This is a genomic window from Labilibaculum sp. DW002 (assembly GCF_029029525.1).
Taxonomy (GTDB): Bacteria; Bacteroidota; Bacteroidia; order Bacteroidales; family Marinifilaceae; genus Paralabilibaculum; species Paralabilibaculum antarcticum.
In genome coordinates this window covers 354,012-377,153 of the sequence record NZ_JAKJSC010000001.1, presented here as the reverse complement: position 1 = coordinate 377,153, position 23,142 = coordinate 354,012, and the positions used below count along the sequence as shown (strand labels likewise).

Here is a 23,142-nt window from a genome sequence, read left to right as displayed (position 1 = left end):
AGCATGATCGATCTTGATAAGTGGCAAGAGATTTATGAAACCATCCGAAAGAACAAACTGCGTACTATATTAACAGGCTTTAGTGTATCCTGGGGAATTTTTATGCTCATCATTCTTTTGGGTTCAGGTAACGGTTTGCAAAATGGTGTCGTGAATCAGTTTAAAGCTGACGCCGAAAACAGTCTTTGGCTCTATAGCGGGCAAACCAGCATGGCCTATGATGGTATGCAACCCGGAAGACGTATTCAATTTACCAACGAAGATTATTCACGAACTAAACAATCTGGTTTGGATGTTGACAAAATTAGTTCTCGCTTTACCATTCGAGGAAACAACCTGATAACCTACAAAACTGAATTCGTTAATTATTCCATTGTTGCTGTTCATCCTGATACCGAAACTCTTGAAAACACGACTAGCTTAAAAGGTCGATTCCTAAATGAAATTGATGTCAAGCAATACCGAAAAGTTGTTTCTATTTCTACTGTTGTAGAGGATGCGCTATTTGAAAAAGAGGAGCCTGTAGGTAAGTATGTTAAAATCAACAATATTCCTTTTCAGGTGATTGGAACATTCACCGACCATTCAGAAAGAGATCTTCAGCGTGTTTATATACCTATCTCAACGGCCCAACGTGTATTCGATGGAGCCAATCGAATTTCCAATATGTCCTTCACAACTCAAACTCATGATATTGAAGAATTGAAGCATATGGAAAAACATCTAAAAAACACCTTTGCTGCCCGACATAAATTCGATCCCAAAGACAAGCGGGCTATGTTCATCAATAACAATATGGAAAATTATCAGCGAACTATGTCTTTGTTTGCAGGTATTCGACTGTTCGTATGGGTTATAGGGTTAGGCACGATTATCGCCGGTATTGTTGGTGTTAGTAATATCATGATTATTGTTGTACGGGAAAGAACAAGAGAAATAGGAATTCGGAAAGCCTTGGGAGCAAGTCCTAGTTCAATAATTGGACTTGTTTTGTTTGAATCGGTGCTTATCACAAGTGTTGCTGGGTATGTGGGTTTAGCTATGGGAGTCATTCTCTTGGAACTTTTAGCACCTCATACACAAATCGAATTCTTTATGAACCCGTCGGTGGATTTGGATGTTGGCTTAACTGCTACTGCAGTGCTCGTGTTTGCGGGTCTTTTGGCAGGTTTCTTTCCAGCATGGAAAGCAGCTAGCGTGAGGCCGATAGAAGCTTTGTCGGATGAATAATAGGTACTTGCTTTTTTGAAAATAATAAAAATACTAATGAAAATATAATATCATGTTTGATAAAGATAGATGGACCGAAGTATATATGGCCTTGAAGAGTAATAAGCTAAGAACCTTTCTTACTGCTTTTGGTGTTTTTTGGGGTATTTTCATGCTCATTATTATGCTAGGATCAGGTAAAGGTCTGGAAAATGGCGTGTATTATGGTATGGGCGATTTTGCTACTAATTCTGTTTTTATCTGGACACAGCCAACAAGTAAACCATATAAAGGATTTAAGCAGGGTAGACGCTATAACTTTACCAATGAAGATACCAAAGCTATTATTGATAATGTGCCCGAAATTAAACTTATAGCTCCACGTATAGAAGCCAGAGGTGGAAATGCCAATAATAATGTAATTAGAAAAGATAAAACTGGTGCTTTTAGTATTCTGGGTGATGTGCCTGATGTGAATAAGATTGATCCAGTGACCATGATTAAAGGACGATTTTTAAATCAAGTGGATATAAATGAAAGTAGAAAAATTGCAGTAATAGGAAAACGCGTTGTAGAAGTTTTATTTGAAGAGGGCGAGGAACCAATAGGGGAATACATTAAAATTCACGGAGTATATTTTCAAGTTGTGGGAACTTATAAATCGATGCACAATCAAGGTTGGGGCGAATGGCAAGATCAATGCGTATTTATTCCTTTTACCACCCTTCAAAAAACCTATAATTACGGAACTATTGTAGGGCATTATTCAATTACCTCAAAAGAAGAATACACAGCAACTTACGTTGAAGAAAAAGTTAAATCACTGCTAAGAAGGCGCCATACAATACACCCTGAAGATACGAGGGCTTTTGGGTCTCATAATGTTGAGAAAGAATTTATTAAAATCAATCAACTCTTTATGGGAATTTCTGGTCTAATCTGGATTGTTGGTATTGGAACATTAATGGCCGGTATTATAGGGGTGAGTAATATCATGTTGTTCATTGTAAAAAAACGAACCAAAGAAATTGGTATTCAAAGAGCCATTGGTGCATCACCTTCAATGATTATCAGTTCAGTAATTACTGAATCAGTTGTACTAACAGCTATTGCTGGATGGTTTGGTTTAGTTTTCGGTGTGGTAATTCTTGAGCTGATCAATAAAGCAATAGAAAATGGTGGGGGAGATAATTCCATGTTTACCAATCCTGAAGTCGATTTCTCTATTGCCATGATTGCTTTAACTATTTTGATTTTTGCAGGTTTGTTTGCTGGAGTTATACCTGCAAAAAGAGCAATGGAAGTTCGTCCTATTGAGGCGATTAGGGATGAGTAAATGGATGCCCTTCTCAGGTAATTAGTTCAGAATAAAACGCTATAATTTAAAATCTCTTTTTTCATTGCAATTTATAACCTGCAAACTTTACCATTAGAGATCATTTAATAGCTTGTACTTCTCATTCTTTTCTTTATTTTTAATGATCAATTATTTTATCTGTAGAATATGCTATTTTTAGAAAGGAACAAAATTGTTCTTATCTCGTATTTATTATTCTACACTTAACTTATTCGGGTTGGGACTGTAAAATATATTGGATTGTAAATTGACCTTATTATTATAATAATGATAAGTGAAATCAAGGGTATTATGCATATCTTTGATTTTGCTTAATTATTATTTATAGTTACTTGTGATTAATTCAAATAATTAATTTATGAAAAGACATCTACTTTTAGTAGTTATTTTTTTATTATTTGCTGTTGGTATGATAGTGGGAATAGGTAAACTTTCTGCTCATGATACATCAATATTTGATACTTCAGCGCCATATATAGCCAGTTTTCCGGCACCTCCTTCGAACGATAATCCATGTAGTGCAACACCTATAACAACCAACTTAACCTGCACATATGCAACCTATTCTAATATAGATGCTAGTGATAGTGGAGTTGATGTTCCGTCTTGTGGCAGTTATTCAGGAGCAGATGTATGGTTTACAGCAATTGTTCCAAGTTCTGGAGAAATTACGATTGAAGCATTTACTTTAAGAACAACAGATTGGTTAAATAAAGTGAATTTTACCGTTTATCAGGGGACATGTGACAATTTAACAGAAATAGGCTGTTTTGAATCGGTAAATCCAGCTTTTGCATTAACATCTGGAAGCTTTACGGGTAGAACTGCTGGTGAAATCCTTTATATTAGAGTATATGATCAAGGAAATATAACAGGTGATTTTCAAATTTGTTCATCTGGCGCATGTGCTGATGTGATTGCTGATGCAGGAACTGGTGGCGATCAGTGTGGTTACGATTATCTTCTTTCTGCAGTAAGCCCAAGTGTTGGTGCAGGTACATGGACTAAAACAGGAGGTTCAGGAAATGCTACTTTCGCACCAAATGAATTTACACCAAATGCCACAGTTTCTGTCGATGATACCGGTATTTATGAATTTACTTGGACAGTCACTAATGGAACTTGCGAGAGTTCAGATAAGATTAATGTTGACTTTTCAACTCCTACTTTCGCGTCGCCTGAAGATGATAAGGATATTTGTGGTCTCCTTACAACAATTTCGATTAAAAATCCTAGTGTTGGAGATCGTTTGTGGTCTATAAAATCGGGCCCAGGAATGGCAATAATAGCTTCTCCAACAGGATTTGTTTCTAATGTAGGAGTTTCCAGTTATGGAAGATATGTGTTTAATTTAGAGGTATCTAATGGCTCCTGTTATTCAATAGATACATTAGTTGTTAACTTTTTTGAAACGCCATCCGATGCAAGTGTTGGTTCTGCACAGAATTCATGCGGTACATTTGTTAGTGAAGCGCTTGGAGGTAATGTTCCAGATATAGGTATAGGAACTTGGTCACAAGTTTCAGGCCCGGGTACAACAATTTTTAGTGATGCAAATTTAGGAACATCAACCGCAACTGTTGATGCAGTAGGAGATTACGTGTACAGATGGACTATAAGCAACGGACCATGTATTGTTAAAACAGCTGATGTAAATGTAAGTTTCATTGCTGCACCTACTACCGCTACGGTTGGAGGAACACGTAATGTATGTGGAGGCCTTCTTAGTTCTGGTTTTGGTGGAAATACTCCTGTTGTAGGTGTTGGCACATGGAGTCAAATATCTGGTCCAGGTTCAACAATTTTTGGAGATGAAAATTCTGGTAGTTCTACTGCCACAGCTACCCAATATGGTTCATATGTATATCGATGGACTATAGTAAATGGAGCCTGCTCAAGTTTTGCTGATATTACAGTAAATTATTATGAAACTCCAGATGTTGCAAGCGTAGGACTAAATCAAGACAATTGTGACAAAATAAGTACTAGTCTAGGAGGAAATAATCCAAGCATAGGAACAGGAACTTGGACACAGTTCTCTGGAACGGGCACAAGTACTTTTAGTGCGCCTAATTCAGGTAGTTCGACCGCTACTGCTAGTGACTATGGCACTTACGTATACCGCTGGACAATAAGTAATGGAACCTGTGCATCAAGTTCGGCAGATGTTACTGTGAATTACGAAGAGCCACCTACAACAGCAAGTGTAGGAACAGATCAAGATAATTGCGGTGTTTTAACAAGTACGAGCCTAGATGGAAATACACCAAGCTCTGGAAGTGGATTGTGGACACAAGTATCTGGCTCTGGCACAACAATATTTAATAATAGCATTTTAGGAACTTCAACAGCTACGGTAACTCAATATGGTACCTATGTTTATCGTTGGACAATAAGTAATGGAGTTTGTGCATCGACAACTGCTGATATTATCGTAAATTTTTATGAATCTCCAATATCAGCAACAGTTGGTTCAGAACAAAATATTTGTGCTACGGATATTCTTACAATTCAAAGTACATCCTTAGGGGGAAATACGCCAATATTGCCAATGATAGGTACTTGGTCTCAGTTCTCTGGTCCAGGATCAACAACATTTAGCGATGTTAATCTAGGTAACGCAACAGCTAAACCAACTCAATTTGGAACTTATGTTTATCGCTGGACGATAAGTAATGGAACCTGTACACCAACTACTGCGGATGTTACAGTTAACTTTTTTGAATCACCAGTTCTCGCGACAGTTGGAGCAGATCAAGATATTTGTAGTTCTGATATTCTTACAGCGCAGAGCGCATCCTTAGGAGGTAATGATCCAACTTTGCCAATGACAGGTACTTGGTCTCAGGTTTCTGGACCAGGATCAACAACATTCAGTAATTCAAATTCAGGAAGTTCTACAGCTAAACCTGATCAATTTGGTGTGTATGTGTACAGGTGGACAATTAGTAATGGAACGTGTGCTTCAACTACTGCTGATGTAACTTTAAATTATTATCAAACACCATCGATAGCAAGTACTGGTGCTGATCAAGAATATTGCGCAGTATTAACAAGTGCCAGTTTAGGTGGAAATACACCAACAGTAGGCAGTGGAGTATGGTCACAAGTATCTGGTTCAGGAACAACGATATTTAGTAATGATCTTTTAGGAAATTCAACAGCTACCGTTACGCAGTATGGAAACTATGTATATCGTTGGACGATCAGTAATGGAACTTGTACATCTTCAACTGCGGATATAAGTGTTAACTTTTTAGAATCACCTGCTCCTGCAACGGTTGGAACAGATCAAAATATTTGTAGTTCTGATATCCTTACAACTCAGAGCGCATCCCTAGGAGGTAATGATCCAACTTCGCCAATGATAGGTACTTGGTCTCAGGTTTCTGGTCCAGGGTCAACAACATTTAGCGATGTGAATCTAGGTAACGCAACCGCTAAACCAACTCAATTTGGAATTTATGTATATCGTTGGACAATCAGTAATGGAACGTGTTCTTCAACTACTGCTGATGTAACTGTAAATTACTATGAAACCCCAACAGTAGCAAGTGTTGGAGCCGATCAAGATAGATGTGGGGTAAAAACAAGCCTTGCTTTAGGGGGAAATGTAGCTACAATTGGTGTTGGAACTTGGTCTCAAGAATCGGGCCCAGGATTAAGCACTTTTAGTGATGATAATTTAGCTAATGCAATTGCTACTGTTTCTAATTATGGAACATACGTTTACAGATGGACAATTACGAATGGCACTTGTACTTCATCAAGTGCCGATGTAACGATAACTTATTATGAGGACTCTGATGCTGCAACTGTTGGAAGTGATCAGGAAAGATGTGGAACGTTAACTAGTTTGATTCTTGGAGGAAATGCTCCAAGTGTTGGGATTGGAACTTGGTCACAATTATCAGGCCCAGGTTCAAGTGTATTTAGTGATGCAAATAATGGAAATTCAACCGTTACAGTTGATACCTATGGTAGCTATCAGTACAGATGGACATTAACAAATGGACCATGTGTGTCTTCTTCTGCGGAACTTACTATAGATTTCCAAGAACAGCCTATTGCTAATGCTGGCTCAGGAGGAAGTGAGTGTGATTTAAATTTCACTTTATCTGCAACGCCAAGTGTTGGAACAGGAAACTGGACGAAAGTATCAGGTACAGGAAATCTAAGTTTTTCACCAAATGCTAATGATTCAAACGCTATTGTAACATCAGATACCTATGGTTCCTTCACGTTAAGATGGACGGAAGTAAATGGTATTTGCTCAGACCAGGATGAAATAATAGTTAATTTTTATGAGCAGCCTATCGCTAATGCTGGCTCAGGAGGAGATGAGTGTGATCTTGACTTTAATTTGTCAGCAACACAAAGCGTAGGAACAGGAACTTGGTCAAAAGTATCAGGCACAGGAAATCTAAGTTTTTCACCAAATGCTAATGATCCAAACGCTACCGTAACATCCGATTCCTATGGAACTTTCACATTAAGATGGACGGAAGTAAATGGAACTTGCTCAGACCAGGATGAAATAACAGTTAATTTTTATGAGCAGCCTATTGCTAATGCTGGTTCTGGAGGTGATGAATGTGATTTAAATATTACTTTATCTGCAACGCCAAGTGTTGGAACAGGAACTTGGACAAAAATCTCAGGCACAGGAAATCTTAGCTTTTCACCTAATGCAAATGATGCAAACGCTACTCTAACATCAGATACCTATGGATCCTTCACATTAAGATGGACAGAAGTAAATGGTACTTGTTCAGATCAGGATGAAATAACAGTTATTTTTTATGAGCAACCTATTGCTAATGCTGGTTCTGGAGGTGATGAATGTGATTTAAATATTACTTTGTCTGCAACGCCAAGTGTTGGAACAGGAACTTGGACAAAAATCTCAGGAACAGGAAGTCTAAGCTTTTCACCAAATGCTAATGATCCAAACCCTACTGTAACATCAGATACCTATGGATCTTTCACATTAAGATGGACAGAAGTAAATGGTACTTGCTCAGATCAGGATGAAATAACAATTAATTTTTATGAGCAGCCTATTGCTAATGCTGGTTCTGGAGGTGATGAATGTGATTTAAATATTACTTTATCTGCAACTCCAAGCGTAGGAACGGGAGCTTGGACAAAAATCTCAGGCACTGGTAATCTTAGCTTTTCACCAAATGCTAATAATTCAAACGCTACCGTAACATCCGATGCCTATGGATCCTTCACATTAAGATGGACAGAAGTAAATGGAACATGCTCAGATCAGGATGAAATAACAGTTAATTTTTATGAGCAGCCAATCGCTAATGCTGGTTCTGGAGGTGATGAATGTGATTTTGACTTTAATTTGTCAGCAACACAAAGCGTAGGAACGGGAACTTGGACAAAAGTATCTGGAACAGGAAATCTAAGCTTTTCACCAAATGCTAATGACCCAAATGCTACCGTAACATCAGATACCTATGGATCTTTCACATTGAGATGGACGGAAGTAAATGGTACTTGCTCAGATCAGGATGAAATAACAGTTAATTTTTTGGAAACTCCAAGCATTGCTTCTGTCGGAACTGACCAAGAAAGATGTGGAGTTAAAACAAGTTTACCTTTAGGAGGAAATACACCAACAGCTGGTATCGGAACTTGGTATCAAGAGTCAGGTCCAGGCTTAAGCACTTTTAGCAATAGTAATTTAGGAGATGCCATTGCTACAGTTTCTAATTATGGAACGTACGTTTATAGATGGACAATAACAAATGGGACCTGTACTTCATCAACTGCTGATGTTACAGTAACATACTACGATAATTCAGAAGTTGCTACAGTAGGAAGCAATCAGGAGAGATGTGGAACCTTAACAAGTTTAATTCTGGCGGGTAATTCGCCAAGCTTAGGAGATGGAACTTGGTCACAGGTTTCTGGACCTGGTTCTAGTGTGTTTAGCGATGAAAATGATGGTAATGCAACGGTTACAGCAGATACTTATGGAAGTTACACATACAGATGGACATTAACGAGTGGACCTTGTGTATCATCTACAGCAGAACTGATTGTTACTTTTTACGAACAACCTTCTGCGGCAAATGTTGGATTAAATCAAGATATTTGTGGTTTATCTTCTTCTAATGCTTTAGGAGGAAATACACCTTCAGTTGGAATTGGAACTTGGTCACAGGTTTCTGGACCTGGATCGACAGTTTTTAGTTCTGTTAACGATGGAAATTCTACTGCTACAGCAAATACTTACGGCACCTATATTTATCGTTGGTCAATCAGTAACGGAATCTGTTCTGCAAATTATGACGATATTTCTGTTACTTATTATGAAATACCGACAGTTGCAACTGTTGGAATGGATCAAGATTTATGTGAAACTTTCACAAGTAATAATTTAGGTGGTAATGCATCAGTTATTGGAATTGGAAATTGGTCACAAATATCAGGCCCAGGATCAACAACTTTTGCAGATGTTTCAAATGGGAATACAACTGCCTTAGTTGATTCTTACGGAACTTACATTTACCGATGGACCATTGCAAATGGAACATGTTCTACCTTTGAAGAAATAAGAGTTACATATAACGACAAGCCTACAATTGCATCAACTGGTACAAATCAATTTATTTGTGGTGTATTAAGTAGTGCGAGTTTGGGCGGAAATACTCCAACTATTGGTATTGGTAATTGGACGCAAGTTTCGGGTCCAGGGACAACAATTTTTAGTTTGCCAAATAATGGAAATTCAACTGCAAGCGCCGACACGTACGGAGTTTACGTATATCGTTGGTCAATTAGTAATGGCTCTTGCGTTCCGAGTTTTGACGATGTTACAATAGAATATAAAGAGGCTCCAAGCACGGCAACAGTTGGTCCTGATCAGAATCATTGTGAATTATTAAATAGCAATCCCTTAAATGGAAATATTCCTCTTATTGGGATTGGAGAATGGTCTCAATTATCAGGTCCTGGCACTAGCATTTTTAGTGCAGTTAATAATGGAAATTCTATAGCCACCGCCGATATTTATGGAACTTATGTGTATCGTTGGACAATTCGCAACGCTACGTGTTTAAGTACTGCTGATATCACTGTAAATTATAATACAGCACCATCTTCTAATGCTGGTTTAGATGATAAATTATGTGGCCCATCATATCAGATTATGGGCAGTACGTCAACAAATGGATCAATAGTTTGGTCTACTAGTGGAGATGGAAGTTTTAACGATAATTCGATTGAAAATCCGATTTATATACGTGGTATTAGTGATACCGGAGTAATAACTTTAACCAAAACGGTAAGTAATCCATCTTGTGTTGCAGCGGTCGATAATATGATACTTACCATATCTTCTGGTCCTGTTGTAAATGCAGGTTCTGGTGGTGATGAATGTGATCTTGACTTCACTTTGTCTGCGATTCCAAGTGTAGGGACAGGTATTTGGACTAAAGTTACTGGACCAGGGAATATAAATTTCACACCAAATGAAAATACTGCAAACGCAGTTGCCTCTGCTGATTCCTATGGAACTTACCAACTACAATGGTCGGAATCTAACGATGGTTGCGAGGATAGTGAAATAATTACTGTTAATTATTATGAGCAGCCAAATACTGATGCTGGTATTGGAGGTGATGAATGTGATTTGGATTATCAACTTACAGCAAAATCTAGTGTTGGTCTTGGAACTTGGACAAAAGTTTCTGGCCCAGGAAATTTGATTTTTTCACCTAATGAAAACGATCCGAACGCTATTGTTAGCGCTGATCTTTATGGATCTTATAAATTATCTTGGACAGAAACGAATGGAACATGTTCAGATACAGATGAAATCATAGTGAATCTTTATGAGCAACCTATTGCGAATGCAGGTTTGGGAGGTGATGAGTGCGATTTAGACTTTAATTTGACTGCGATTCCTAGTGTAGGAGTTGGGGAATGGATTCAAGTTGGAGGTGTTGGTTTAGCAACTTTTACTCCTAACAAAAGTGATCCTAATGCAATTGTTAATGTAGATCGATTTGATACTTATCAATTTGAATGGAAAGAAACAAATGGAGTATGCAGTGATTCAGATATTATCATAGTAAATTTTTATTTGCAACCGAATTCAGATGCCGGTTCAGGTAGTGATGTTTGTGGCTTAACTTATAATCTATCTGCGAATGCCAGTGCAGGAATAGGAACTTGGGCTATTTCTTCTGGAAATGGGAATGCTAGCTATACACCAAACTCAAATGATCCAAATGCACAGGTTGTGGTAGATACTTATGGTAGCTATACGTTTACATGGACTGAAAATAATGGAGTATGCTCTAATTCTGATGACATAACCATTAACTTTTATGAACAACCTAATGCAAATGCGGGAACTAATGGAGAGTCTTGTAGCTTAGAATTTCAATTGAATGCTATATCTAGTGCGGGAATAGGTAGTTGGAATAAAATTAACGGTCAAGGCAATGTAATTTTTGTACCTAACGAAAATGATCCCGATGCGAAAGTAATGGTTGATGAATATGGCACTTACCAGTTTTCATGGACAGAGTTGAATGGTATTTGCACGGATCAGGATAATATAACAGTTGAATTTGCAAAACAACCGATAGCCAATGCAGGCATTGATTTAAGTCTGGAATATGCTGAAAAAACAGAACTTAATGCTCAACTATCAACAATAGGAACAGGAGAATGGTTCCTTATTAAAGGAAATGCTACTATTTCTGACCGATTTTCACCAAGTACACATGTGACTGAATTAGGAATTGGTGAAAATATTTTAGAATGGATAGAAACGAATAGCTTTTGTGTTGATTCTGACGAAATTAAAATAGCAGTATCCAAGATATTTATACCGAATGTAATTACTCCAAATGGCGATCAGAATAATGAATTCTTTAAAATAAGAGGCCTGGAGAATCTGGAAAATATCAGTTTAACGATTCTTGATAGAAGAGGAATAGAAGTATATACCTCTACAGACTATCGAAATGATTGGAATGGTAAAGATCGAAATGGTACTGATTTGGTTGTTGACACCTATTTTTATGTTTTAGAATTAAATGATGGTAAAATTTACAAAGGTTACATTGTGATAAAGAGATAGAATGAGAAAAACATTAGTTATTATAATATGGCTTCTTGCTCCGTTCTATTTATTTGGACAGAATCCTCTTCTTACGAATCAGTTTATTTTTAATCCTTTGGCTCTTAATCCTGCAGTAGCCGGCACAGGTGATGCTCTAACAGCTAATCTAATGTACCGAAATCAGTGGGTTGGTTTTAGTGGAGCTCCTAAAACATTAACATTTTCAGCTCATACTCCAATGAGAAAGCAGAATATGGGCTTGGGATTATCAGTAATTAATAATCAAATAGGTGTAAGTAGTGAAACAAGTATAATTGGCGACTATTCCTTTAAAATAAAAATGAGGGAAGGAACTCTTAATCTTGGATTAGGAGGTGGATTTATCATGTTAAATTCGGCATGGGCAGAATTGCGTGCGAACGATCCTAACGATGATTTGATTCAAAACAACTCACCAACTTATTTAATACCAGAAGTTAGTTTAGGAGTGTATTATTCAACAAAGAAGTATCATGTAGGATTCTCATTGCCACATATGCTTTCTTACACATTTAACTCTACCAAAGACAAATACATGATCAAAAATGATTTCGCTAAGTATACTTATATTCTTACTGGTGATTATATTTTCGATTTAGAGCAACAATTTAAATACGTTCCTAGTATAATGTTGAAATATCAAAAATCGGATAACGCAGATTTTATTTTTATGAATAGATTGATTTATATGGATAAATATTCAGTTGGAATGGCGTTTGATAGCGAACAAAAGGTGTATAAAGGTATGTTTCAAATGCAGTTAAACAGACAGTTTAGTTTGGGTTATGTTCGAGATTTCAATTCAACAAAGATTAATCAATATCGAAAGGGTTCTCATGAGGTAATGCTTCGTTATGATTTTAAATACACCATTAAAGTACACAGTCCAAGAAATCTATAGCTTGTAAATAGAATTGATATGAATAGATTTTTACTCACATTGTTATTATATATTTTGGTTAAACCATTTTGTTTGGTTGGTCAGAATCTAAATTACAAAGTAGATATGGCATCATTTTGCAATACTGTAGATGATGAATATTCTGCCATATATTATAAGGAAGGTCTTGTTTTTTGCTCTAACCAAAGAACAGATCTGTTTGTTACTTTTTCTACGCCCGAAGATAAAGAGTTGTTCAATATGTTTTATGTTCCTACAAAAGGGGATAGCATAGGAAGTAAGCCTAAGCTTTTATCATTAGAATTAATGACCAATTTTAATGATGGTCCAGCGTGCTTTACAAATAATGATTCGACCATTATTTATTCAAGAAATAATGTGGTAAACAGCAAAAAAAGAGATGTTAAGGATGAAAGAAATAAGTTAGGCTTGTTCACTTCTAACTTTAAAGATGATTTATGGTCAGAGCCTGAAGCATTTAAATACAATGGAGTAGATTACCATATTACTATGCCTTCTATAAATAAGGAGGGTTCTCTTTTATTTTTTGCATCCGATATGCCAGGCGGCTATGGTGGATTAGATATTTATGTGTCTGAGTTAAACAATGGAGAATGGTCTAAACCAAAAAATTTGGGAGATAAGGTCAATACTTCGAAGAGTGAGAGTTTCCCTTTTATTTCAGATTCTGGAGAATTATATTTTGCATCCAATGGACATGATGGTCTTGGTGGACTTGATTTGTTTTCAGTTCAGCAAAAATATGGTAGATGGGAAGATATTCTTCATTTAAATGCGCCAATCAATACAGAATTTGATGATTTTGCTCTTATAACCGATAAGAATTTTGAAAGTGGCTATCTTTCCAGTAATCGAAATGGTGGAGATAATATTTTTGAGTTTTCTACAATCATACCACAATTTGTAAACTGCGATACGATTAAAGAAAATGAATACTGTTTTCTTTTCTACGATGAATATTATACTCCTCTTGATACCTCTAAAACCTATTACGAATGGGTTTTTGGTGATGGCGTTAAGGTAAAGGGAAAAGAAGCTGAACATTGTTACGATGGTCCAGGAAATTACGTTGTAGAGCTAAATATAATAGATAAACAAACTGGGGAAGTTTTCTTGAAACAAACAAAATATGAATTTGAACTTCAAGATTATGAGCAAGCTTATATCTCAAGTAAGGACATAGAAGTATCAAGAAAAGAGATTCTTTTTGAAGCTACAAAAACAAATTTACCAAATATTAATATTGAGCAATATTTCTGGAATTATGGTGATGGTAATTTAGATCAAGGTATTGCGACCAATCATATATTTGAGAAAAAAGGAACATATAAAGTTATTTTAGGCCTATTAAGTGAGAAGGATGAAAATGGTCTTCGTAAGAAAATATGTGTGGAAAAAGAAGTTCAAATTGTTAAAAATACTTCTGCATTGATGGTACTAAAGGCGGAGAGAGGAGAAACCAATAAAGATACCGGTGAAAAAGCGTTTAAATTGGAACAATTAATTGAACCTTTTGTTGAGCAAGCAATTTTAGTTCAATTGCCAAACAATCGAATTAAAATCCTCAAAAAATTAAATTTAACATTTTTTGAATCCTTTGTAAAGGAAAAAAGTTTTCCATTAATAGATGAAAATAAGGATGTTAAATCTGAGATTGATTTAAATAGTCATCCTGCAAAAGATCTTTTCCTTAAAAGTGAGAATAGAGAAAAACAGAAAAGTAATGAACAAATTCAACTTGTTGAGGAAGAATTAAAACTCTTATCCAAGCAGTTTGATTATAATTTTATAGATCAAAAAGCAAATCTTATAAAGGAAAAGGCAAATCCTATCTTAACTCGTTTATTACAAATCATAATGAAAAATCCTATGATAGAACTAAAAATAGGATTTCACGTAAGAGTTGCAAGTAGTAGTGATTTTGATATAGCAAGTGCTTCTGCCAATTTAATACAAGATTATTTAATTTCAGAGGGCGTTGAGAAATATAGATTGAGAACTGCAGTTTATGGAATTTCAGCAGAAGAAAAGAAATCTGTAAGCTCAGAAAGAGTCGAATTTATCGTTATCAAAGAATAACATACAAAATAAAATTAGATATGTCACCTATAAAATTAACCTCTTTTTATTGTCTATTACTATTAGGATTTGTGATTCCAAAATTAACAAATGGACAGTCTGCGCCTGCCGAGGAGGAAAATATTCCTTACTTAGTAACCTTTGGATCAGAAGCTGAAACCTCATGGGGAGATGATGATTTTTCACAAGTTTTCTTTTTCCTAATTCCTGAAAATCAAATGGAACCTGTTTACATTCGCGTATTCGATCCTGAAATCGGAGGAGCTCATGATGAACAAAAGATGGATTATAATACAACAGTTAATTTTTCTGTATATGGAGGTTTCGAATGTTGGTCCAATAAAGATGCACAAGAAGTCCAACCAGAGGGGAATTACAATAGTGGAAACCTACTAGCATCAATGAATTTTAAAAATGATGCAAAATATGATGATGGCTGGTATACTTTTGGACCATTTAATCCTTTTGAAGGTGAGATGGTCGAGAAGTTTGGAGGTCGTGTTTTTAAAGTGATTGTTACGGGTAAATCTGGTGACGATGGTAATTTATACAGGTTTTTTCTGAGCACAAATTCTAAAGAGAATAAAGAAGTTGAAGGGGGTAATATATTTACTTACGAATATGCTTTTCGTTTATCAAATGATATGAATGACATTTCTCAAATATATCCTTTCGTTGATGATCAAACCATTTCTGTTGAAGTAACAAATTTTGATTGGGACAATGATGGTTATATTCGAATTAACTCCATTGCTAAAAACGGAGCGCTGTGTGACTTGTCCAGTGAAAATCAATGGATTAGAAATGAATTTCCAATAATTGAAAGAGAAAAAAACACATCGTTGGAGCTTCAGTTTATTAAGAAAAGATCAAGTTTGGTTAAAAATAATAATGTAGTAATATCAGTTAGAAACCAATATGGTAAAGCACTACCATTCTTTGTTATTCCTATTGGTGGCGTTCCTGTTTATACTCCAAAAATTAAAATGAGACCAATAGGTAAAAAGAGAAAAAATTAATGAAGAACTTACTATGAAACTAAATAAGACATGGTGTATATTCTTGATGCTTCTCTTATTTCCAGCATTAATTTTTGCACAGAAAAGTCGATTTATAAATTATAGTGTTGATGATGGATTAGCACAAGCATATGTCTATAATTTCACTCAAGATAAGGAGGGGAATTTATGGATAGGAACGGGTAATGGTTTGTCCCGATTTGATGGGTATAACTTTAAAAATTTTACAGAACAAGATTCTTTAGGTGGTAATTTCATCACTTGTGGTTTAAAAACCGAAGAAGGATTGTGGTTTGGCCACTTCAATGGTAACTTGAGTTATTATGAAAACGGAATTTTTAAACCCATTCAAAATGCTAAAAAAGGTATTGGTAGCGTTGTAGATATCCAACAAGATTTTAATGGTAACGTTTGGTTTGCTAATCAAAATGATGGTTTTAAGAAATTAAATCTTAAAATGAAATCATCAAAAGCTTTTAAATCTTTGTTTCACCAACCCATTTACACCTTTATTTTTACCTCTAAAGAACAAATGCTAGTAGGCACTTCTGAAGGTTTAAAATTATGTGAGTTAAATAAAAATGAACAAGTAGAAGAAAAATACAATTTCACCGAGCTTGGTGAAAATAAAATTGTGGATATTATTAAATCGTCAAAGTTAAATGTCTATTATATTTTAACCGAAGATGAAGGTGTATTTAGTTTGGAATTAGACAACGAAGGGCACAATATAGAGTTACTGACAAAGAGTACCAATTGTTCTCGCGCTCAAAATATATTTGAAGACTCTAATGACAACTTATGGGTATCTTGCTTGGCAAGTGGTTTATTTAAGTTAAGCCTATCGGAAAATGGTTCACTTCAATCAATTAAGAATTACGGAGAAGATAATGGACTTCAAACAGACGCTATCAAAGCAGTATTTGAAGATCGTGAAGGAAATATTTGGGTGGGTAAATATGGCGGTGGCCTTAGTCGTTTAGTTCCTTCATCTAACTCTTTTATCAATTTTAACTCTAAATATTACAGTAATGATATTTATTCCATATGTATAAATCAAAACTTTAAATGGATTGGAACTAGTAAGGAATTATTAAAATGTGACTTAGTCACTAACAAGGTTTTAGCTTCTTATGATATTAATGGAAAATTACCAAACGATAAAATTACAGCTCTTTGTGATAGAAATAATACCGAACTTTGGATTGGGACTGAAAAATCTGGTGTTTATCGCTTGAATTATCGAACAGGAAAAATACAGTCGCAATTTCTTCGCTTGGGTAATTTAGAAAAATCCATTAGTTCTATTGTATCCGACCACGAGCATGTTTGGATTGGAACACAGAAAGGTGTTTGTCGTTTTAATCCTGATACTGAAGATAAAAAATGGTATACCTTAAGAGAAGAAGGATTGCCTCACAATTCAGTAAATCATCTATTTAAGGATAAAGATAATAAAATCTGGGTCGGGACCTTAAGTAATACCTTATCCTATATCGAAAATAGTATTTTAACAAATTTAAATTTGTCGAGTGGGAGTAATCTATTAAATATTTCTTCTATTATAGAGGATAATAATGGAGCTATTTGGATTGGCACTCAAGGAAGTGGAGTATATGTAATTAATCAGGATTCAACCCTGAATGTTAACTTTCAACATGGTTTATTATCAGATTATTGTTATTCCCTTAACATCGATAAAGATAATATTTGGGTTACTCATCGGGGAGGGATTAGCCAAATTAGAGTTTCTGATTATCACATTAAAACGATACAGAAAAATGCGGGAATACACCAATCTGTAGAATTTAATAGAAATTCCACCGTTTCTAATGAAAATATTTTGTGGTTCGGATCCAATAAAGGAATTTACCAATATGATATTTCAAAAGAAGTACAACAATTAGTATCTCCAACTTTAAAAATTGGATCAATAAGAATTAATGGAGAAGAATATTCTTCAGAGAAAAAATTAGTACTTCCATCTGGCCATTATAAAATTGAATTAGGATTTAAAGGAATTAGTTTAAACGAACCTGAATTAATTAAATACAAGTATAAACTTGAGGGGTATGATCATGATTGGTCAAGGTTTGAAAATCAAAGAAAAGCGGAGTATAAACAGTTAGGTTCAGGAGATTATGTTTTTAATTTAAAGGCACTTACTGCTAATGGAATAGAATCGAAAGAACCATTGCAATTTAAAATTAAAATTAGGTATCCACTTTGGCAGAAAACATGGTTTCAAATCGTAGCATTAATTTGCTTAATATTTGCTATCTATTTGTTTATAGTATTGAGAGAAAAGAATTTGAAAAGAATTCAAAGAAATTTAATTCAGAATCTTGATGATAAAACAAGAGAGGTTATTGCTAAGGAAGAGGTTATTAAAGAAAGAAAACGTACTGAGCAAGAATTAATAGTTGCTAAAGAAAAAGCAGAAGAGTCAGATCGATTAAAAACAGCTTTTTTATCAAATATGTCCCATGAAATAAGAACGCCATTGAATGCGATTGTTGGATTTTCAACCATGCTTCAGGAACCAAATGTAAATCCAAGCTCAAAGGGTAGATACATGTCTATTCTAAAATCAAACACCAATGATTTATTGTCTTTAATAGATGATATAATGGATATTTCAAGTATAGAAGCGGGGCAATTAAAGTTAAAGATTCAAGATTGCGAGGTTGATAAAATCTTATCAGAGTTAAACGATGTTCATAATAAGAAGTTAATTGACCTTAAATCTGAAGATCTTGAATTGGTATGTGTTTCTAATGCGACCAATATTACAATTCAATCAGATCCTTTAAGACTTAAACAAATATTATCCAATTTAATTGGTAATGCGATAAAGTTTACGGAAAAAGGGACCATTGAATTTGGTTATGAAATGACATCTCCAGATAAAATAAAGTTTTTTGTTAGAGATACCGGAATAGGAATAAATGCAGACCAAATAGAGGTGATTTTCGAACGATTTAGAAAGGAATATCGAAATGGATGGAATAAATTATACAGAGGTGCAGGATTAGGTCTGGCAATCTCTAAAAGTATGGTTCATTTGCTCGGTGGAGAAATCGGAGTCGAATCATTACAAGGAGTTGGATCCTATTTTTATTTCACCTTACCAATTAAGAGTAAATAGTCGATATTTTTGTTTTTACATTTAGATTTTTTAGTTAATAATGCATAGTCAACTTAAGGATATAAAATATACAAAGACATTGCCTAATGAACAGATAATTAGGGCAATGTTCGTGATGCTGATTGTTTTTATCAGCACCATAAATTTACTTGTGGCTCAAGAAAACAGATTTGTTAACTACGGTGTTGATCAGGGTCTTCCTCAAGCATATATCTATACGATTAGTCAAAATCCCGATGGGTACCTTTGGGTTGGAACAGCAAACGGATTGGCTAGTTTTGATGGACTTCAATTTACCAATTACAATTCTTCAGATTCCTTAGGAGGCGATTTTATAACTTGTACTTTAAATACAGAAAAAGGGGATTGGTTTGGTCATAACAATGGTAATTTAAGCTTTAAAAATAGCGATGGTTTTTATAAAATAGTCCCTGGATTAAATACTAAAAGCACAATAACTGATATAGGACAAGCATCTAATGGAAATATTTGGTTCTCTAATCAAACTGATGGTTTAGTAAGAATTGATCAGGAAAATAATGCTTTACCTCTAAAATTTGAACAGGAATCATTTCCAGTATTCTCATTTGAATTTATTGGGGATAATGAATTGTTAATTGGAACTGTTGATGGCTTAAAATACTGTAGATACAATGAAAAGGACGAACTAAAGGTCATACGAAATATTCCTGGAATCGTATCTAACCGCGTGAAAAGTATTGAAAAGGCACGTACAAAAGAAGGGTATTTTGTTTTAAGTGGAACCAGTTCTATTTATTATTTGACCATAACAAATGGAATATTTTCAACTCATTTAATTGGAGAAAATAGAGGGGTAGATTTTGAAGGTGTTCAGAGCGTGTTTGAAGATCAATATGCTAACCTTTGGATATCCACATTCGGTGAAGGAGTGCATGTGGTTAAATTGGATACTACTGGCTACTATATTTACAAAACCTATAATGAGTCTAATGGCTTGCAAAGTGATAATGTTAAGCTTGCCTTTGAAGATTCGGAAGGAAATATTTGGCTTAGTGTTTACGGAAAAGGCTTATCCCGATTGATTGATCCAGCATATACATTTTTTGTGCCGGATAATGATCGGTATGGTACATTAGTTTCAGCTTTATATGTAGATTCCAATTACAAATGGTTGGGTACTGAAAAAGGTCTGTTGCGACAGAGTATTGTCGATAAAGAATCTGTTCAATATTACGATAGCTATAAAGGATTACCATTCGATAAAATTACTGCACTTTATAAAAAAGATAAAAATGATTTGTGGATTGGGACTGAGAAAAATGGAGTTTATCGATTAAATATCGAAACAGACAAGTTAACAAGACAATTCATTGATAATGGGATTTTAGAAAATTCGATCAATTCTATTACCGGGAATACTAAATTCACATGGATTGCAACAAAAAAAGGCGCATGTTGTATCAACTCTAAAACAAATGAGTTAAAATGGTATACAATTAGCAAGGGTGGATTACCACACAATTGTGTCAATCATATTTTAATAGATTCTAAAAATAGAGTGTGGTTCGCAACCTTAAGTAGTTCAATTGCTTATCTCTCCAATGATAAAATTTTAAAATTTAATTTATCGTCCGATAAAGTTCGCTCCATTGAAGAAGATTCTAATGGGAATATTTGGGTTGGCACATTAGGAAGTGGAGTATTCTTGTATCAAGATAACAGTTTATTAAATATCACCAATGTTGATGGTCTTTTATCCGATTATTGTTATTCTTTGACATTTGATCACAAGGATAGAATGTGGATTACACATAGAGGAGGTTTAAGTAGATTAAATATAAATGATTTAAGTATAAAGCCTTTACAAGATAATGTAGGGATTAATAAGAGTGATGAATTTCAAGTTAATGCAGGTTTTGTTGATGGCAAAGATAATTTATGGTTTGGATTGAATCATGGGGTATTTAGCTTCAATCCAACAATTGAAAAGGCTGTATTAACTCCACCTTTATTAAAAATTAAGTCGGTTAGAGTAAATGATGAACCAATAAATTTTGAAAAGAAAATAGTTCTAAAACCAGGTAGATATAAGATCAAAATAGAGTATGTTGGTATCCATTTTAAGGACCCTTCACTTGTAAAATATAGACATATCTTAGATGGTTATGATGACAATTGGAGTGACTTTACTACGAATAGTGAGGTAACTTATCATGGTGTTAATGATGGACATTTTAATTTTCGTCTAGAAGCATCTAATAGTGATGGTTTAACAAATGAACAACCACTAAATTTACAAATTTATGTAAAAACGCCATTTTGGAAACAAGCTTGGTTTTATCTTGCTTTATCTTTCCTATCAATCGTCTTAATTATTATCTACATTAAACAAAGAGAGAAGAAGCTAAGACGAGAGAACCGGGTATTGGAAGAAAAAGTAAACGAAAGAACCATTGAGGTTGTAAAACAAAAGGAAGAAATTGAAAAACAACGTGATTTAATTACAATAGCAAATAAAGACATAACGGATAGTATTAAATACGCAAGTAAGATACAAGCAGCAATCGTTCCACCAACGAAATACTTAGAATCTATATTGGATGAAACATTTATTATTAACAAACCAAAAGCGATAGTTAGTGGAGATTTTTATTGGTTTACAAAGGTAGATGGGAAAACGGTAGTTGCACTTGCCGATTGCACTGGACATGGTGTTCCAGGTGCTTTTATGAGTATGCTTGGCGTAACACTGTTAAATGAAATTGTAAATCATAAAAAGGAATTAACGGCAAATGTTATTTTGAATCAATTAAGGGAAAATGTAATCGTATCTCTTCGACAAAGCCATAAGGATAAAACAACGAGTGATGGAATGGATATTTCCTTAGTTGTGTTGGATCACGAAAAAAATGAGATGAGTTTTTCCGGTGCATTTAATCCGTTAATTATAGTTCGGGACAATAAATTAATTACGGTAAAAGCTGATCGAATGCCAATCGGAATATATCATCATAAGCTTGTTGATTTTACGAATCATAAAATAGAAATGCTTACAGGTGATATGCTTTATTTGTATACAGATGGTTATCCTGATCAATTTGGTGGTGAAAATGATCGAAAATTCACTTCCAAAAAATTTAAAAATATGTTGTTAGAAATCCACGAAAAGCCAATGATGGTGCAAAAAACCATTTTGGAAAACACAATGAAAAAATGGATGAATGGCACAGAACAAATAGATGATATTACAATTATGGGAATTCGAATTTAATCTTTTGTTATTGCATTTAATCTTGTGAGTTTGATTCTTAAAATTATAATTTATTCAAAATAAAAGGCCATCAATTTGATGGCCTTTTATATATTCTATTTTAGAATAAACCTTCAGTTGAAAGATAACGTTCTCCTGTGTCGTAATTAAAAGTTAAGAATGGTAGCATTTTTATCCAATTCAGCTATTTTTTTAGCTACAGCAGCTAGTGATGCTCCAGTCGAAATACCAGCTAGTATTCCTTCTTTATGTGCCAATTCCTTTACCTTTAAAAAGGCTTCATCTTTACCAACAGAGATAGCTCCATCAAGAAGTTCGGTATTTAGGTTTTCTGGTATAAAGCCAGCTCCAATTCCTTGTAGAGGGTGAGGACCTGGGGCACCACCACTAATGACAGGAGAAGCTTCAGGTTCTACAGCAAATATTTTTAGGTTTGGGAATTTTACTTTTAGTATTTCTCCAACTCCTGTAATATGTCCACCTGTTCCAACTCCAGTAACAAGATAGTCAATGCCATCAGGAAAATCTGCAATAATTTCTTGAGCGGTAGTTTGTCTGTGTGCATCTACATTTGCTTCGTTGTCAAATTGTGATGGCATCCAACTATTAGGAGTAGCTTGAATAAGTTCTTCAGCTTTATTTATAGCACCTTTCATTCCTAATTCACGAGGAGTTAAGACAAATTCAGAACCATAAGCTGACATCAATTTTCTTCGTTCTATTGACATAGATTCCGGCATTACAAGAATAAGTTTATAGCCTTTTACAGCTGCAACCATTGCTAGTCCTACTCCTGTATTACCAGATGTTGGTTCAATAATTATTGAATTAGGATTTAGTAAGCCATCCTTTTCAGCTGTTTCAACCATTGATAGAGCGATACGATCTTTTATGCTTCCACCCGGATTAGATCTTTCCAATTTCATCCAGACATTTGAATTTTCTCCAAATAATTTATTCAATTTTACAACTGGAGTATTTCCAATTCCTTCTAATATATTACTTAATTTCATACGGCA

The 23,142-nt window shown here is 34.8% G+C and carries 9 protein-coding genes; 8 read left to right on the top strand and 1 reads right to left on the bottom strand.

What is annotated here, in order from left to right; translation table 11 throughout:
- Positions 1-3: 3 nt before the first annotated feature.
- From L3049_RS01585 to L3049_RS01550, 8 genes are all read left to right on the top strand, one after another.
- Positions 4-1,230: an ABC transporter permease gene (locus L3049_RS01585; protein WP_275108021.1), complete on the top strand. Its 1,227-nt coding sequence runs from the start codon at positions 4-6 to the stop codon at positions 1,228-1,230.
- A 52-nt stretch (positions 1,231-1,282) separates the two neighbouring features.
- Positions 1,283-2,545, top strand: a complete 1,263-nt coding sequence (locus L3049_RS01580) for an ABC transporter permease (protein ID WP_275108020.1) — start codon at positions 1,283-1,285, stop codon at positions 2,543-2,545.
- A 379-nt stretch (positions 2,546-2,924) separates the two neighbouring features.
- Positions 2,925-11,681, top strand: a complete 8,757-nt coding sequence (locus L3049_RS01575) for a T9SS type B sorting domain-containing protein (protein WP_275108019.1) — start codon at positions 2,925-2,927, stop codon at positions 11,679-11,681.
- Between the two features lies 1 nt (position 11,682).
- On the top strand, positions 11,683-12,603 hold the full coding sequence (locus L3049_RS01570) for a PorP/SprF family type IX secretion system membrane protein (protein ID WP_275108018.1): 921 nt from the start codon (positions 11,683-11,685) through the stop codon (positions 12,601-12,603).
- A gap of 18 nt (positions 12,604-12,621) precedes the next feature.
- Positions 12,622-14,703, top strand: coding sequence for a PKD domain-containing protein (locus L3049_RS01565; protein ID WP_275108017.1), 2,082 nt, complete (start codon positions 12,622-12,624; stop codon positions 14,701-14,703).
- A gap of 20 nt (positions 14,704-14,723) precedes the next feature.
- Positions 14,724-15,722 carry a hypothetical protein gene (locus L3049_RS01560; protein WP_275108016.1) on the top strand — a complete coding sequence of 333 codons (999 nt, stop codon included), beginning with the start codon at positions 14,724-14,726 and terminating at the stop codon, positions 15,720-15,722.
- 13 nt (positions 15,723-15,735) lie between these two features.
- Entirely contained in the window at positions 15,736-18,870 is a 3,135-nt protein-coding gene (locus L3049_RS01555; RefSeq protein WP_275108015.1) for a sensor histidine kinase, read from the top strand.
- Positions 18,871-18,910: 40 nt separating this feature from the next.
- Complete coding sequence (locus L3049_RS01550; RefSeq protein ID WP_275108014.1) at positions 18,911-22,123, top strand: ligand-binding sensor domain-containing protein; 3,213 nt, start codon at positions 18,911-18,913, stop codon at positions 22,121-22,123.
- A gap of 146 nt (positions 22,124-22,269) precedes the next feature.
- On the opposite strand, the gene cysK is transcribed toward L3049_RS01550, so the two are convergent.
- Positions 22,270-23,136 (bottom strand): cysteine synthase A, encoded by an 867-nt coding sequence (cysK, locus tag L3049_RS01545; RefSeq protein ID WP_275108013.1) that lies wholly within the window; start codon positions 23,134-23,136, stop codon positions 22,270-22,272.
- Between the last annotated feature and the right edge of the window lie 6 nt (positions 23,137-23,142).